Raw genomic sequence first — 15068 nt, forward strand, 5'->3', positions numbered from 1 at the left:
GCAGCCGGTGTGACCGCAGCCCGGGAGTGATCGACGGCCGGCGGGAGTCACGCGGTCCCGGTGCAGGACCTGGGGCAGGCCCTCCTCGCTCCCCTCATCGGCGAGCCGCCTGACGACGACGCGGCACTGCCGGTGGCACGCGTACGGGTTCCGGCCGGAGGGGCGGTGGCCGCTTGGGAGTATCCCGCGGTCCTGGAACGGGTCGCGGATGTCCGGGCCGAGACGGCCGGCCAGTTGACCCGGTGGGGACTCGACGAGCTCGGGTTCACCACTGAACTGATCGTCAGTGAACTGGTCACCAACGCCATACGCTACGCCGGCGGGCCGGTGCTGCTCCGGCTCATCAAGGACCGACGGCTGATCTGCGAGGTGTCCGACACCAGCCAGACGCAGCCCCACCTGCGCAGGGCACTCACCGACGAGGGCTGTTCCTCGTCGCCCAGCTCACACACCGCTGGGGCAGCCGGTACACCGCCTCCGGCAAGACCATCTGGAAGGAGCAGCTCATCGACGGCCCGGAGGCGTGAGGAAGAGGGCCCTGACCGGGCCCGTCCCGTCGGCGGGCCCGGTCATCAGGGGACCTTCACCCAGTCGAGAGTGCGTTCCACGGCCATCTTCCAGCCCGCGTAGCCGTTTGTGCGCTGGTCGTCGGACCACTTGGGTTCCCACCGCTCCGACTCGTGCCAGTGGGTGCGCAGTTCGTCGGTGTCCCGCCAGAAGCCCGTTGCCAGTCCTGCCGCGTAGGCGGCGCCGAGCGCGGTCGTCTCCGCGACGGCGGGACGGCTTACGGGGACGCCGAGGACGTCAGCCTGGATCTGCATGCAGAGGTTGTTGGCGGTGACACCGCCGTCGACCCTGAGCACGTCGAGGTGGACGCCTGAGTCCTGTTCCATGGCCTCGACCACATCGCGGCTCTGGTAGCAGATGGCTTCCAGGGTGGCTCGTGCCAGGTGTGCGTTGTCGTTGTACCTGGCCAGACCGACGATCGCTCCCCGGGCGTCGGAGCGCCAGTAGGGGGCGAACAGGCCCGAGAACGCGGGGACGAAGTACACGCCGCCGTTGTCGTCGACCGTACGGGCGAGATCCTCGCTCTCGGCCGCGGTCTTGATGATCTTCATCTGGTCGCGCAGCCACTGCACCGCTGAGCCGGTCACCGCGATGGATCCTTCCAGCGCGTAGACCACCGGGTCCTCGCCGAACTGGTAGGCCACGGTGGTGAGGAGACCGTGCTGGGAGCGGACCAGCTCCGTGCCGGTGTTCAGCACGAGGAAGTTGCCCGTACCGTACGTGTTCTTGGCCTCGCCGGGTGAGAAGCAGACCTGCCCTACCGTCGCCGCCTGCTGGTCGCCGAGGACTCCGCCGATGGGGACGGCGGCGCGCAGCGGCCGGGAGGTGCGAGTCGCGCCGAAGGCTTCGGGGTGCGACGACGGGTTGATCGTGGGCAGCATCGCCCGGGGGATGCCGAAGAAGCCCAGCAGTTCGTCGTCCCAGTCGAGGGTCTCCAGGTCCATCAGCATGGTGCGGCTCGCGTTGGTCACGTCGGTGGCGTGGATGCCGCCGTCGGGGCCGCCCGTCAGGTTCCACAGGACCCAGGCGTCCGTGTTGCCGAAGACGGCGTGGCCCGCCTCCGCCGCTTCCCGTACGCCGTCGACGTTCTCCAGGATCCACTGGATCTTGCCGGCGGAGAAGTAGGTGGCCGGTGGCAGCCCGGCCTTGCGGCGGATGACCTCGCCCTGGCCCGTGCGTTCGAGGTTCGCCGCGATGGCGTCGGTCCGGGTGTCCTGCCAGACGATCGCGTTGTAGTAGGGCCGCCCGTTGCGCGGGTCCCAGACCACCGTGGTCTCACGCTGGTTGGTGATCCCGATCGCCGCCAGGTCCTGGGAAGCCAGACCGCCGTAGCGCAGGGCGTTCTGCATCACCGAGTTGGTGCGCTCCCAGATCTCCACCGGGTCGTGTTCCACCCAGCCGGAGCGGGGGAGGATCTGGGCGTGCTCCAGCTGGTGCTTGGCGACCTCGTTGCCGCCGTGGTCGAAGATCATGAATCGGGTGCTGGTGGTCCCCTGGTCCACCGCGCCGATGAAGTCCGCCATGATGTACCGCCTCTCGAACCGCTGTCAGCGGTCCTCGCTCGCCGGGACCCGCCCCGTCGGCTCGGGTTCCGCGGAAGGCAGGAACCTGCTGATCAACCCCTTGTACAGACCCGCGCCGAGCAGTCCGCCGACCAGGGGGCCCAGGATGGGGACCCAGAAGTACAGATTTCCGTACTGGTCCCGCCACGCTCCGCCGTACCCGGTGATGAAGCTCGCCAGCCGGGGGCCGAAGTCACGGGCCGGGTTGATCGCGTAACCCGCGTTGGTACCGAACGCCATGCCGATTGCGACGACGACCAGGCCGATGACGAACGGGGCCAGATTCGCCCCCGGCGGCGTGTTCAGCATGTCGGTGATGGCCATGATCAGCAGCAGCAGGATGGCGGTGCCGATGACCTGGTCGCGGAAGGCGCCCCATTCGTGAACCGGCAGAGCGGCGTTGCCGTTCGCCGGGAGTGTGGAGAAGACCGTCTGCGTCTTGACGGTGTGTCCGGGGTCGGCCTTCGCCAGCGCCTCGCTGTAGTTCCAGCGCACGAGGAGGGCGGCCACGAACGCTCCGGCCGTCTGGGCGAGCGCGTACGGAACGACCTTGCTCCAGGGGAAGTCCTTGAAGGCGGCGAGCGAGAGGGTCACCGCGGGATTGAGATGGGCACCGCTCAGCCGCGCCGCCACGTAGACGCCCAGGGTGACGCCCAGGCCCCAGGCCCAGGCGATGCTGTCGTGGTCCCCGAGGCCGCCAGGGGGATCGGTCAGGGCCCCGCCTGCCGCCACCTGGGCCACCACGCCGCACCCGAAGAGAATGAGGATCATCGTGCCCGCGAACTCGGCCGACAACTCGCCCAGCAAACCGGACCCCGTACGGCGCTCAGCCATGGAAGCTCGCCCTCCGCCGGCCGGACCGGCTGTCGACTATCACCCGGCAGTAAGAGCAGGCTAAGGCGACTCACATAAAGGTGCATATCGGGAGCAGAACCGACTGCGGCGGCTGTGCGCTTCCTTGCCGGGGGCACGGCCGCCCTCGGACTGGCGGTGACCGGGCAGGCCGGACGGATGCCGGGGCGAGCAGAGGGCTGCCCTGCTCCCGGTGGGAGGCTCACGTGCCGACGGGGTCCAGGTGCGCGAGTGTGGTGATGATGCGGTCCTCGATGTCCTCCGGCCAGGGGAAGGCGCGGGTCACGGCGCGCTGGTGTGCGAGTCCGTGCAGGCCGAGCCAGAGCGCGACCGCGTCGGCGGAGGGGTCCGTGCTGGTGGAGTATCCGCCGGCGACGCAGTCGCCGAGGGTGTCGACCAGGATCTGCATGGTCTCCATGCCGAGTGTGGCCAGGTCCCGCGCGGTCAGCGAGCTGTCGCCCAGGTCCGGAACCCAGAGTCCGCCGAACATCGTGCGGTAGCGCTCGGGGTGGAGCCGGGCGAACTCGAGATAGGCGTTGCACACGGCGTACAGGCGCTGCCGTGGGTCGTCGTCGGTCTCGCCCAGTATGGAGCGCAGCTTGTTCTCCAGTCCGGTGAACTCCTGTCGCACGACGGCGAGCATGATGGCCGGCTGGTCGGGGAAGTGCGGGTAGATCGACGGAGCCGCGATTCCCACTTTGCGTGCGACCGACCGCAGGGTGATGGCGCGCTCGTCGCCGGCCTCGTCGAGGAGCTCCACCGCGGCGGTGATGATGTCGTCGCGCAGGCGACCGCCCTCCCCGCGACGGTTGCGGGCGCGTGCCGGGCCCGGTGTCGAGGTGGTTTTTCCGGTGCGTTCCATCTTGTCACCTTACACAGTGAAGTTTATTGCGGCAGCCTCTTGCGGGTATTGGGTTACGTCTGTAGCTTTACGATTGTAAGTGAACAAGTGAAGCGTCAGGGGATTTCGTGATGACCAGCACTGCCGCCATCCGCATCCGCGTTGCCGAGATCGTCCTGCCTCGCGCCGTCGAGCTGGGCGGCCTTGATCTCCGGACCTGCGGCCTCCTTCCGTCTCCATCCAGGGCGGGCCCCCTCGGGGGTGAGTGTCGTGGCCGGGTGCGGCGTGTACACCCTCGCCGCGGCCCCCGAACGCCGTCGCCTCGCGCGATGGCGGGCGACTGTCGCCGAGTGAGCTCACGCTGACGATGGCAGGCACTGACATCAACTGTTACGCTGATGTCAGTCACTGTCATTGCTGAGGGTTTTCGTACCGCTCGGCGGTACAAGAAGGTCGTTTCACATGCGTGTTTTCGTTACCGGCGCGTCCGGCTGGATCGGCTCCGCCGTCGTCCCAGACCTGATCGGAGCAGGGCATCAGGTCGTGGGACTCGCCCGCTCGGAGGCATCCGCCGACGCTCTGACCGCGGCCGGAGTCACGGTGGTGCGGGGCAGCCTCGACGATCTGGACGTCCTGAGCAGCGCGTCTGCGGCTGCGGACGGCGTGATCCACCTCGCGTTCGACCACGAAGTCGCCTTCCTGGGAGGGAACTTCAAGGGAGCGGCCGAAAGGGACCGGCGCGCAGTCGAGGTGATGGGGGAGGCGCTGGCCGGTTCTGACAAGCCGTTCGTTCTCGCCTCCGGCACGCCCGCGGTACCCGGGCGGGTGGCGACCGAGCTCGACGGGCACGAAATCGTGCCGGGCGCCGCCGACAATCCGGTGCTCGCGGGACCGGCGGCCCGGATGGCCACTGCCGAGTGGGTGCTCTCACTCGCTTCTCGCGGCGTACGCTCGTCCGTCGTGCGCCTGCCGCGGACCAATCACGGTGAAGGTGACCAGGGCTTCGTCGCGACCCTGGTCGGCACGGCCCGCGAGAAGGGCCTGGCGGGCTACTACGGCGACGGGAGCAACCGCTGGCCCGCTGTCCACCGCCTGGACTCCGCGCACATGTTCCGCCTCGCGCTGGAGGAGGCCCCCGCGGCATCGACGCTGCACGCCGTCGCCGACGAGGGGGTGTCTCTCCGCGACATCGCGGAGGTCATCGGCGGGCACCTGGACGTGCCGGTGGCCTCTGTCCCGCCGGAGGCGGCCGACGAGCACTTCGGCTGGCTCACCATGGTGCTCTCGACCGACCAGCCGGCCTCCAGCGCCGTGACACGCGAGCTGACGGGGTGGCTGCCGACGCAACCGGGGCTCATCGACGATCTCGACAAGGGCCATTACTTCCACATCCCGTCCGTCTGAGTCACTGCCGGAACGAAGCCCCGGCCGTCCGCCGCGACGGGCAGGTGTGGTCAGCGCGATCGCCGGACTGGTGATTCGCCGGGCCAAGATCACTACGGCGTCGCACCCTGGCGAAGGTGGCCGACCAGCGGACCGGACAGTCCATCTCGATCAGGCCGGGGCCAGGCAGTACGACGGTGCCGCGGAACCCGATCTTCCAGCTGGGGACCGGTGAACCATGGGACGACTTCCGCACCCTGAGGTGTGTGTACTCCGTGGGCACGAGGGCCCGAACACGGTGACCCCCGAGGTTGTGCGTCACGAGCATGCGGCCCTGCTCGAGCCGGCCGGGAATGTCGATCAGTCCGTAGACGTGGAAAGCGGAGAGACCACCGCCTTGATTTCCACCACCGTGGTCGCGCTCTTCGGGACGTGGCTGACAGGGACCGCGCCGTTCCCACGGGGTCCCCTCCTCCCGGCGGTGTTCGCAGCCGGCCCCACCCCGGTCCTCGTCCGAGATCCGGCCGGCTTTACGTTCCGCGTCCTGCTGACCCCGCCGGCGGTCGCGGCCGTCGCCACCACGGCCCGTGCCGCCCTTCCGCCCGGGTCCCGCCGACGGCCGCCCTCATAGCGCCTACCTGCGGTACCGGCCGCCCGACGCTCGGCTTTCTCCGGCCCAGCGGCCTTCTCCAGCCCCGCCTTCTCCGGCCCCGCGGCCTTCGCCCTCAGCCGATGGTCACCACCCGTGCCCACGCGGGTGGCCCGCCCGGGGTGTACTCGGGATCGGACTCGTCGTAGGACGAGCGGCGGCTGTCGCGGCCGAACAGACCCACGACCGTCCGGCACGGCGGGCGCCGGGACGGCCAGGGGGTCTGGCCGTCCGTCAGCATCACCACCACGTCAGGGCGCGGACGGGACTCCAGGGCGCGGGCGAAGCCCGCCCGCAGGTCGGTTCCGCCGCCGCCGAGCAGCTCGACACCCTCCGTACCGCCGCACAACGGGCGGACCCGGCCGGCCGCCGCGTCGCACGGCAGCACACCGACGAGGTCCCTGCGGCCGCCCACGGCCCGGGAGATCGCCGCCACCTCCAGCAGCGCGCTGCCCAGCTCCGCGTCACTGACCGAGCCCGAGGTGTCGATCACGACGACGACCCGCGTCGGTCTGCGCCGCAGGCTCGGCAGGATCGCACCCGGGACCGCCGCCGAACGGCGCGCCGGCCTGCCGTACACATAGTCCTCGCCCGTGCCCGGTGCGGAGGCCGCCGACCGTACAGCCGCCCCGAGCAATTCGCGCCAGGGCTGCGGCGGGTGGAAGGCCTCCTCCGCCCACCGGCGCCACCCGGCGGGCGCGTTCCCCGGACGGCCGACGATGCCCTGCGCCACCCGGAAGCGGACCGCGTCCCGTTCCTGCGTGCTCAGTCCGTGGGCCCCGTCCGGCCCTTGATCCCACGGGCGCGGCAGGCCGTCAGCGCCGCTGCCGCACTCCAGCCACGCCAGGTGGGCGGTGTGCGGCCCGAGCCGGAACTGGCGTAGGTAGTCCTCCATCAGTTCGCCGTCCTTCAGCCCGAGTGACCCCGGGCGGACCGCTCCTTCGGGCCCCACCAGCCCCTCGCCGAAGATGTCGTCGTTGATCTCGCAGTCGGCCGCGATGTTCATCCGCAGCCACTCCGCCGGACCGTTCAGCCGGTGAAGGTGCGCATAGCGGTCGCTGCGCCCGTGGTGGTCACGCAGCAGGTGCGACACCTCGTGCACCCAGACACCGGCCAGCACCTCCACCGGGGTGCGGTCGACGAAGGCGGGGGACACGTAGCACCGCCAGTACGGATCGACCGCCATCGTCGGAACATCACGGGACTCCACAGGGTGCAGGGCGAACAGCGCCGTCGCCAGGTATGGCCGCACCCGTGCTGCCTGAAGACGGGCCGCGAAGAGCTTCCCGGTGTCCAGCCCGCTGCCGGGAACGCGGGCGGGCGCGACGGGGCCGCCGGGGGCGGGCGCGGTCACCGGCCCGCCCGTACGACATCGAGGGCACGGACCTTCGCCCGGTCGGCCCGCTGCGATACGGACACCGCGCCGGCGAGCCCCTCGATCGACACCGGCACGTCCCAGTCGTCCCGGCGCAGGGTCGCGAGCGTCGTCGCCGGAACGACCAGCAGGTCCGGAACGCCGGTCTCCGCCGCCCTCGCCAGCAGCGCCCAGGCGGCGTCCCACCGGGCCCGCTCCGGGCGCGAGCGGACCGCGGCGACCACCGCGTCCAGGGTCGCCTGTCGCAGGTCCCCGCGCTCCGGCAGCTCCGCACCTCCCGGATCGGCGAGCAGGTCCTCCGGGTCAGGCAGGTCCATCCTGTCGAGGTAGGCCAGGAACTCCAGCCCGGGCCCGTCCCCCACCGTCCCCCTGACCAGCATCGACAGAACATCGCGCGAAGCACCGGCGGCGGTCGCGAATGCGGTCAGGCACAGCGCCATGTCCCAACTGCGCGGTGACGGCCACGCTCCGCCGCGCCGGGCCTCACCCGAGGGCAGCCGGTGCACCAGGGCAGGCCGGGCCCCCAGCAGCCCGCACACCGCGCGCCGGGCGAACGCCACGGACTCGGTCAGTCTGCCGGCGTCGAGCACCGGCAGCGTGGCCCGGGGCCAGACCCCGCCGAGTCCCCGCACCACCACGTCGGTGTCGTGGACCCACTGCAGATGGACGAACCGGTTGGCGAGCGGCGGGCTCAGCTCCCAGCCGTCGGCGGCGGAGGACCGGGGATTGGCGGCGGCCACGATCCGTACGCCCGGCGGGAGGCGCAGGGCACCGACCCGGCGTTCGAGTACGAGTCGCAGGAGTGCCGCCTGCACGGCGGGCGGTGCGGTGGACAGTTCGTCGAGGAACAGCAGGCCGCGGCCCGCTCGCACGAGGCTCACCGCCCAGTCCGGGGGTGCCATCGGGATCCCGTTCTCAGCCGGGTCGTCCCCGATGACGGGGAGACCGGAGAAGTCCGAGGGCTCGTGCACGCTGGCGATCACCGTGGTCAGCGGCAGGTCCAGGGTGGTGGCGAGCTGGGTGAGCGCAGCCGTCTTGCCGATGCCGGGCTCGCCCCACAGCAGCACCGGAAGATCCGCGGACACGGCCAGGGTGAGCGCCTCCAGCTGCGGATCCGGCCGGGGCGCGGTGGTCGTGTCACGCAGCAGAGCCAGGAGCTCGCCGGACAGGTCGAGGCGTGAGGCCGGGGCGGAGGGAGCGAGGGAGTGGGACGGGTCCGGCGTCCGAAGGGTCTCGAAAAGCGGGGTCTCGGAAAGAGGGGTCTCGGCGAGCGGGTATCCGGGGAGCGGAGCGTTCGTGGTCATGAGGCATCACCTGTGGGGTCGTCGAAGGCGGTCGGCGCCCGGTGGGGCGGGTGCGCGAGGACACGGAAGGGGCGGCGGCGGTCCTGCGGAACCGCCGCCGGAGGTCAGAGAGAGGCCGCTTGCCGCGGCCGGGAGCGGTGGGTCGTGGGCCGGGAAGGCTTCTGGCCGGGCGGTTCCCGGCCGGGTCCGGTGAGACCGGCCCTGAACAAGCCATGGGTCACCCGCTGCCGGGCGGCATCGTGCAGGGCGTCGCGCAGGTCCCCGTCCCGCAGATGCGCTCCGGCGCCGAGCACGTTGTCGATACGGGCCAGGGCTCCTGCCGCGTCCCCGTGGGCGAGCCGGTCACGGACCTCGGTGAGGCAGTCCGGCCGGCGATGCGCCACGTCGATGACCTGGAGGCAGGGGAGGGGCGTCCCGGTGAGCGCGGCGAGCAGTTCCTCCCGCCGGATCTCGGCGGGATCGTGGTCCAGCGGAACCAGCACCCCGTCGATCAGGCCGATCCGGTGCCGGGCGCCCCGGCAGTCCACCGTCCGCGCTGTGGTCCGGCAGTCACCGTCCCCGTCCGCGGAGGGGCCGGGGGCGGAGGGTCCTGGTGTTCCGGGCTCCAGGGCCGCCGCCACCAGCGGATGCAACCGCTCGGCGGCGATCCAGCCTTCGCGCAGCAGTACGAGGTCGGGCAGGACCCAGGTGGCGGCGTCGGGCAGGACCGGATGTCCGGCGCAGGCACCCGCCCGCGCGAACTCGACGGAGCGAACCTCGGGCGTCGTGCCACCTCCCCCCGAGAGCGAATCCGAGAGCGAATCCGAGACCGAATCCGAGACCGAATCCGAGACCGAGGCCGCCGCGGAATCCGAGACCGAGGCCGCCGCGGAGGCGCGGACGTCCAGGAGGAGACGTCTTCGGGCACCGAGACGGACCGCGACACGGCCCCCTCCCGGAGAGCCCTCCGCTGCCGTCAGCAGGGCCGCCTCGGCTGCCCACCGGCCGGACGCGAACCGCTGCGCACCCGGCAGGGACCCGGCCCAACGTGGCGCCGGCCCACCGGCCACGGAACGTTCGCGCAGTTCACCGCTACGGCTCGCGTCCCACAGATGGCGGTGCAGATCCAGACGGAACCGCCGGTCGGGAGGCCGGTAGCCGCCTGGCCCGGTCGACGCGTGGCCGTCCCACAGTGCCAGGCTGATCCGCTGCCCGGCGTCCGCCCACGTGGGCGCCGTACGCGCGACGAGGTGGACCGGACGGGCGCGGCCCGGATCGTCGTACCGGACGAGCGTGAGGGAGGTGCCGGGCCGCAGGAAACCGTCAGGTGCGGTCCTGGGCATGTGCCAGCGCAGCAGATCGGGTGCGAGCCGACGCAGGTCCGCCCGGAGCCGGACGGCCAGTTCGCTGCCGTGCAGGCGTCCGGCGGTACGCAGGTCCAGGTCGACGTCGAATCCGGCGGCGGCACACGCCCCCGCCCAGTCACCGGCGGTACGCCGGGCCGTCGCTGTCCTGATCATGGGGGGCGGCACGGCGATCTCACGCACGCGCAGCCAGAAGGAGAGGCGGGAATCCTCGAACGCGGTCCTGGTGAGCATCAGCACTCACCTTGCGCGGTCGGGACCCCCAATCTGCGAACACATTGAGTAGTCATCGGCGGGAGCGTAACCCCGGACCCGCGCGGCGGGCCACACCTTTTCGCACAGCGCTGCCCCAAGGTGCCCGAGTAGCTGCTCCGGCAGCGGACTTGGACCGGTCACTCCAGGTGCCGGTGCCCGCAGCCGGGACGCGGGCCCGGCCGAATGCCGAGCCCGCCGTGCCGGATCCGTAGCGGAACCGGGCCCGTTCCGCGCCGTCAGCGCTGCAGTGTCAGCAGACCCGGACGGTAGGGCAGGAGGCCGTAGTCGCCCCCGGAGCCGGGGCTGCGCCCCTGGTAGAGCAACCGCAGATTGCAGGGGTCGACGGTCATGGTCTGATCGGGGCTGGTGCGGAGCAGTTCGCCATGGCTGATGTCGTCGGTCCAGGTGGCCCCACTGTTGGCCTTGCCGGCGAAGGGATTGCTCTCGGTCGCGGCCTGCGGTGTCCATGAACCGCTCAGACTGGTGGCCGTGAACGAGCGGAAGTAGCGGCCCTGTGAGCCGATCGCCTCCACGATCATGAGGTAGCGGTTCTGGCCCTGCAGCTTGTAGACCTGCGGGGCTTCGAACAGGTTGTTCGTCGTATCGCTCATGACCACTGTCGAGGTCGAGCCGAAGCTGCCCGGGAAGTTCCCGATCGGCATGCCGGCCCGGTAGATCCTGCCGTTGTCACCGGCGAAGAACAGGTACATGTTCGTCCCGTCACCGATGAGCGTCTGGTCGATGGGCCCCGTTCCTGAGTCGGGGATGCTTCCGGAGAAGAGCACCTGCGGGGCTGACCAGCCATTCGGATCGGTGGGGTCGCTCGACGTCCGGTAGGAGAAGGCCGTCCCGCCCCACTGGTAGGCGAGCACCCAGATGTCCTTGGGCGCAAAGTGGAAGAGCGTGGGCGCGACCGTGGAATTCGACATCGCGTTCTGGCCGGCCGAGGCCATTTCCGGCCAGTCGGTGAACAGGTTGAAGTTCATGGAACCCCAACTCGTCCCCGTGTCGTGCGTCGTCGCATAGACGAGTTGCCTGCCGCCGTAGGGGGCGACGGTGAAGTCCTTGAGCGAGACCCAGCCCGCCTTGGGCTGCGCCAGCGCACCCGTTGATGTCCAGCGGTATGCCGAGGGAAGACCGCACGGGCCGGAGTTGTCACCGCTGACCTTGACCAGCTGCCATTGCTGGTTGGCGCCACCCCAGTCGTCGTACTGGACGATATTCGAGTTGTCGGCAGTGGAGGCGCCCTGCACTTCGAGGGCCTTGTCGCTGTGGCGCGAGATGAGCCTCACGTAGCCGTCCGAGCTGTCGGCCAGTCGCCACTGCTGGTTCGTGCCGTTGAGATCGGCCCACTGGACGATCGAACCGCCGTTCGCGGTGGACCAGTTGTGGACGTCCAGCACCTTGCCCGAGTGGCGGGACCTTATGCGGTAGTAGCCGCCTCCGGAATCGACGAACTGCCACTGCTGCTGCGCCTGGTCGTTCCTGGTCCACTGGGTGATGCGGGCGCCGTCACCGGTCGCCATGTTGTAGACATCCAGGGCCTTGCCGCTGTTGCGGTTGACCAGCACGTACGAGGCGTCGGAGTCCACGGTCGCCGCGCCGGCGGGCTGGGCGCCGAGGAAGGTGGCCAGAAGCAGCAAGGGCGCGACGACGGCGAGTAACCGTCGTGCCCGGACCGGGGAAGGGTGGCGGAACCACATCGGAGGGCCTCCTTGGTGGGGGGCGGTGTGAGGCGACCCCGGCGAACCGCGTGGCAGCTGTGCCAGGGGACGGAAGATTCCGAAACCTTTCGAAGAACTTCCGGATTCTGTGACGCCTCAAGTTAGGAATGCAAGGCCCTCGGGTCAAGGCCTGGCGCTGATCTGTCCGTAAACAGAGCCGCTCCAGTAGGCGTGACAAGCTGCCGCGTCGACCGGGAATCCCCTGGCCTTGGTGCTCAGGCATCCGTCGGCAATGGCGCCGGAGGTTCGAGGTCCAGCTCACCGAGAGCTCTGAAAGTTTCGATCGTTAGACGGAAACTTTTTCTGCGAAGGGTGTTGACGATCCATCGTCAACACCCCAGCATCCCTGTCTGAGGCACCGGCCATTGCCCGAGATCCCGTACGACATCGGCTCCGGGCGATCTGCGTCGCACAGCGATCCACGCACAGCCGCACGACCGATCCGCGCACCTGAGCACCCGTACCGCCACTTCTTCGCTCCGGTGAGGCCCCGGCACGCCCCGTCCGTCCGAGAGGGAGCGGACGACGTACCGCCCCGCACTTCAGTCCAACCGTGATTTCTACCTTGGAGGCACAGTCATGGGCTCGTTCGCCCTTCCCCGACCCGGTATGCGCCGGAGATCCCGCGGCCTGCTGATGGCTCTGGTCGTCGGCGCCCTCGGCGCGGCCGGCACCCTGGCCGCACCGCCGAACGCACACGCGGCCGAGACGACGCTTGGCGCCGCGGCAGCGCAGAGCGGCCGCTATTTCGGCACCGCCATCGCCTCCGGCAAGCTCGGCGACGGGGCGTACACGACGATCGCGGGCCGTGAGTTCAACTCGGTGACGGCCGAGAACGAGATGAAGATCGACGCCACCGAACCGCAGCGGGGCCAGTTCAACTTCACCTCTGCCGACCGTGTCTACAACTGGGCGGTGCAGAACGGCAAGGAGGTTCGCGGTCACACCCTGGCCTGGCACTCCCAGCAGCCCGGCTGGATGCAGAGCCTCAGCGGCAGCAGTCTGCGCCAGGCGATGACCGACCACATCAACGGCGTGATGGGCCACTACAAGGGCAAGATCACCCAGTGGGACGTCGTGAACGAGGCATTCGCCGACGGCAGTTCAGGAGCGCGGCGCGACTCGAACCTCCAGCGCAGCGGCAACGACTGGATCGAGGTCGCCTTCCGCGCCGCGCGCGCCGCCGATCCGGCCGCCAAGCTCTGCTACAACGACTACAACGTCGAGGACTGGACCTGGGCCAAGACCCAGGCCATGTACGCCATGGTGCGGGACTTCAAGCAGCGCGGCGTGCCGATCGACTGCGTCGGCTTCCAGTCGCACTTCAACAGCGGCAGCCCCTACAACAGCAACTTCCGCACCACCCTGCAGAACTTCGCCGCCCTCGGCGTCGACGTGGCCGTCACCGAACTGGACATCCAGGGTGCCTCGGCCACCACGTACGCCAACGTGGTCAACGACTGCCTGGCCGTCGAGCGCTGCCTCGGCATCACCGTCTGGGGTGTGCGCGACAGCGATTCCTGGCGAGCGGACCAGACGCCGCTGCTGTTCGACAACAACGGCAACAAGAAGTCGGCCTACACCGCGGTCCTGAACGCGCTCAACGGCGGCTCGACCACGCCCCCCGAAGAGGGTGACGGCGGCCAGCTCAAGGGCGCCGCCTCGGGCCGCTGTGTGGACGTCCCCAACGCCTCCACCGCAGACGGCACCGCGGTCCAGCTGTACGACTGCCACACGGCGAGCAACCAGCAGTGGGAGCAGACCGCCGCCGGTGAGCTGCGGGTCTACGGCAACAAGTGCCTGGATGCCGCCGGCACCGGCAACGGGGCCAAGGTCCAGATCTACAGCTGCTGGGGCGGCGACAACCAGAAGTGGCGCCTCAACTCCGACGGCTCCATCGTCGGTGTCCAGTCCGGACTCTGCCTCGACGCCGCCGGCTCCGGCAACGGATCCTCGGTCCAGCTCTACTCCTGCTCGAACGGCGGCAACCAACGCTGGACCCTGACCTGATGCATCCTGCTCCGCCAAGGTGGCGGCGAGCCCCGCGATCGTCGGGCTCGCCGCGGTGAATCCGCGGCGGCGGCCGCGTCCGGTCCCCGGCGTCCGGCGGAGCTGCGCCGGACGCCGGGGACCGCTGCGGGGCCGAGCAGCGGGCCCGCCCGGCGGAACCCGACGTGGGCCGCGTACGGCTGATCAGCCGCGCCGGCAGCAAGGCGGTGGAGGCACGGGCGCCCCGCTCAGCCGAGGAACTCGCGGACCAGGGCGCCGGCCGCCTCCCGGCACTCCTCGAAGTAGGCGTGCCGGGCGCCTGGGAGGAGACGGGCGGTGGCGTCCGGGATGCGGTCCGCGAGCAGCGGGACGTTCTCCGGCGGGGTGAGCCGGTCCTGGTCGCCGTGGAGGATCAGCGTCGGAGCCGCGACGGAGGGGAGCGCGTCCCACGCGTCGTGCCGGTTGCTCGCGGTCAGGTGCCCGCGCCGGGCGTGCGGCTGCATATGGGGATCGCCGAGGGTCTTGTACGGACCGGGGTGCCGGGCGATCCAGCCGGGACTGTACATAAGCTCGGTCAGCGTCTGCCGTACGGCGTCGGGGTCGGGCAGGGCCAGGGCCCGGCGCACCGTGGCATCGCGTTCGACGGCGGCCGGCCCGCCGGGCGAGGTGCAGCCGAGGACGAGGCGCCGGACCCGGTCGGGGTGGCGGGCGGCGACCCACTGGGCGACGCGGCCGCCCATCGAGGTGCCGTAGACATCGGCCCGCTCGACGCCCAGCGCGTCGAGGACCGTCACCACGTCCTCCGCGAAGCGCCGCGTGGAGTAGCCCTCCCGGGGCGCGTCGCTCGCGCCGGTGCCGCGGTAGTCCATGGTGATCGTGAAGCGGGCGCCGTGGAAGTCCTCGCGTACGCCGTCCCACCAGTGGTGGTTGTTCGCCTGCCCTGCCAGGAGGACCAGCGGGAGGCCCGTGCCGCGACTCTGGTACGCCACCGACACCCCGTCATCGGTCCGTACGAAGGCGTCGGGGTGTTCGTCGGTGCCGGTCACAGGAGTTCCTTCCGGAGGTGTGGGTGCCCAGGATCATCTGCCGCCGGACGCGCCCGCACAGCGGCGCCGCGCCGAGCGTGCCGTTCACGACGCCGGTGCCGGGTGGAACGGTCCATCCGTCGGCCACGGGAGCCACCGCCCACGGATGCTCCCGCACCAGGAGCGGGCGCTGAGGGGC

At 70.6% G+C, this 15068-nt stretch carries 11 protein-coding genes; 3 read left to right on the forward strand and 8 right to left on the reverse strand.

Annotated elements, in window-relative coordinates; translation table 11 throughout:
- Positions 1 to 60: 60 nt before the first annotated feature.
- Positions 61 to 630 carry an ATP-binding protein gene (locus AB0P41_RS27580; protein WP_356710411.1) on the forward strand — a complete coding sequence of 190 codons (570 nt, stop codon included), beginning with the start codon at positions 61 to 63 and terminating at the stop codon, positions 628 to 630.
- On the opposite strand, the gene glpK is transcribed toward AB0P41_RS27580, so the two are convergent.
- The 3 genes from glpK to AB0P41_RS27595 all read right to left on the reverse strand — a co-directional run bounded on the left by glpK (position 573) and on the right by AB0P41_RS27595 (position 3843).
- Complete coding sequence (glpK, locus tag AB0P41_RS27585) at positions 573 to 2090, reverse strand: glycerol kinase GlpK (RefSeq protein ID WP_356710413.1); 1518 nt, start codon at positions 2088 to 2090, stop codon at positions 573 to 575. The two genes, AB0P41_RS27580 and glpK, sit on opposite strands and share 58 nt — an antisense overlap.
- 24 nt (positions 2091 to 2114) lie before the next feature.
- Positions 2115 to 2963 carry an MIP/aquaporin family protein gene (locus AB0P41_RS27590; RefSeq protein WP_365934699.1) on the reverse strand — a complete coding sequence of 283 codons (849 nt, stop codon included), beginning with the start codon at positions 2961 to 2963 and terminating at the stop codon, positions 2115 to 2117.
- A 220-nt stretch (positions 2964 to 3183) separates the two neighbouring features.
- A complete protein-coding gene (locus tag AB0P41_RS27595; RefSeq protein WP_365934701.1) occupies positions 3184 to 3843 on the reverse strand; it encodes a TetR/AcrR family transcriptional regulator in 660 nt (219 codons plus the stop codon).
- A 441-nt stretch (positions 3844 to 4284) separates the two neighbouring features.
- Between AB0P41_RS27595 and AB0P41_RS27600 the strand changes: the two genes are divergently transcribed.
- The gene (locus AB0P41_RS27600) at positions 4285 to 5226 is read left to right on the forward strand and encodes an SDR family oxidoreductase (RefSeq protein ID WP_365934703.1); all 942 of its coding nucleotides are present in this window, start codon (positions 4285 to 4287) and stop codon (positions 5224 to 5226) included.
- Positions 5227 to 5930: 704 nt separating this feature from the next.
- On the opposite strand, the gene AB0P41_RS27605 is transcribed toward AB0P41_RS27600, so the two are convergent.
- The 4 genes from AB0P41_RS27605 to AB0P41_RS27620 all read right to left on the reverse strand — a co-directional run bounded on the left by AB0P41_RS27605 (position 5931) and on the right by AB0P41_RS27620 (position 11834).
- Positions 5931 to 7208, reverse strand: a complete 1278-nt coding sequence (locus AB0P41_RS27605) for a VWA-like domain-containing protein (RefSeq protein ID WP_365934706.1) — start codon at positions 7206 to 7208, stop codon at positions 5931 to 5933.
- On the reverse strand, positions 7205 to 8533 hold the full coding sequence (locus AB0P41_RS27610; protein ID WP_365934708.1) for a MoxR family ATPase: 1329 nt from the start codon (positions 8531 to 8533) through the stop codon (positions 7205 to 7207). The genes AB0P41_RS27605 and AB0P41_RS27610 overlap by 4 nt, the downstream gene beginning before the upstream one ends.
- A gap of 104 nt (positions 8534 to 8637) precedes the next feature.
- Positions 8638 to 10110, reverse strand: coding sequence for a hypothetical protein (locus tag AB0P41_RS27615; RefSeq protein WP_365934711.1), 1473 nt, complete (start codon positions 10108 to 10110; stop codon positions 8638 to 8640).
- 257 nt (positions 10111 to 10367) lie between these two features.
- On the reverse strand, positions 10368 to 11834 hold the full coding sequence (locus AB0P41_RS27620) for a non-reducing end alpha-L-arabinofuranosidase family hydrolase (RefSeq protein WP_365934713.1): 1467 nt from the start codon (positions 11832 to 11834) through the stop codon (positions 10368 to 10370).
- Positions 11835 to 12434: 600 nt separating this feature from the next.
- On the opposite strand from AB0P41_RS27620, the gene AB0P41_RS27625 reads away from it, so the two are divergent.
- Positions 12435 to 13865: an endo-1,4-beta-xylanase gene (locus AB0P41_RS27625; protein ID WP_365934715.1), complete on the forward strand. Its 1431-nt coding sequence runs from the start codon at positions 12435 to 12437 to the stop codon at positions 13863 to 13865.
- A gap of 227 nt (positions 13866 to 14092) precedes the next feature.
- Here the strand turns inward: AB0P41_RS27625 and AB0P41_RS27630 are convergent, their stop codons facing one another.
- On the reverse strand, positions 14093 to 14890 hold the full coding sequence (locus AB0P41_RS27630; protein WP_365934717.1) for an alpha/beta fold hydrolase: 798 nt from the start codon (positions 14888 to 14890) through the stop codon (positions 14093 to 14095).
- Between the last annotated feature and the right edge of the window lie 178 nt (positions 14891 to 15068).

This window comes from Streptomyces sp. NPDC079167 (assembly GCF_040686735.1).
GTDB lineage: Bacteria > Actinomycetota > Actinomycetes > Streptomycetales > Streptomycetaceae > Streptomyces.

Excerpts from the sequence above, each read along its gene's own strand:
- glpK (WP_356710413.1), bottom strand. The coding sequence starts at position 2,090 with ATGGCGGACTTCATCGGCGCGGTGGACCAGGGGACCACCAGCACCCGA.
- AB0P41_RS27590 (WP_365934699.1), bottom strand. The coding sequence starts at position 2,963 with ATGGCTGAGCGCCGTACGGGGTCCGGTTTGCTGGGCGAGTTGTCGGCC.
- AB0P41_RS27595 (WP_365934701.1), bottom strand. The coding sequence starts at position 3,843 with ATGGAACGCACCGGAAAAACCACCTCGACACCGGGCCCGGCACGCGCC.
- AB0P41_RS27600 (WP_365934703.1), top strand. The coding sequence starts at position 4,285 with ATGCGTGTTTTCGTTACCGGCGCGTCCGGCTGGATCGGCTCCGCCGTC.
- AB0P41_RS27610 (WP_365934708.1), bottom strand. The coding sequence starts at position 8,533 with ATGACCACGAACGCTCCGCTCCCCGGATACCCGCTCGCCGAGACCCCT.
- AB0P41_RS27615 (WP_365934711.1), bottom strand. The coding sequence starts at position 10,110 with ATGCTCACCAGGACCGCGTTCGAGGATTCCCGCCTCTCCTTCTGGCTG.
- AB0P41_RS27620 (WP_365934713.1), bottom strand. The coding sequence starts at position 11,834 with ATGTGGTTCCGCCACCCTTCCCCGGTCCGGGCACGACGGTTACTCGCC.
- AB0P41_RS27625 (WP_365934715.1), top strand. The coding sequence starts at position 12,435 with ATGGGCTCGTTCGCCCTTCCCCGACCCGGTATGCGCCGGAGATCCCGC.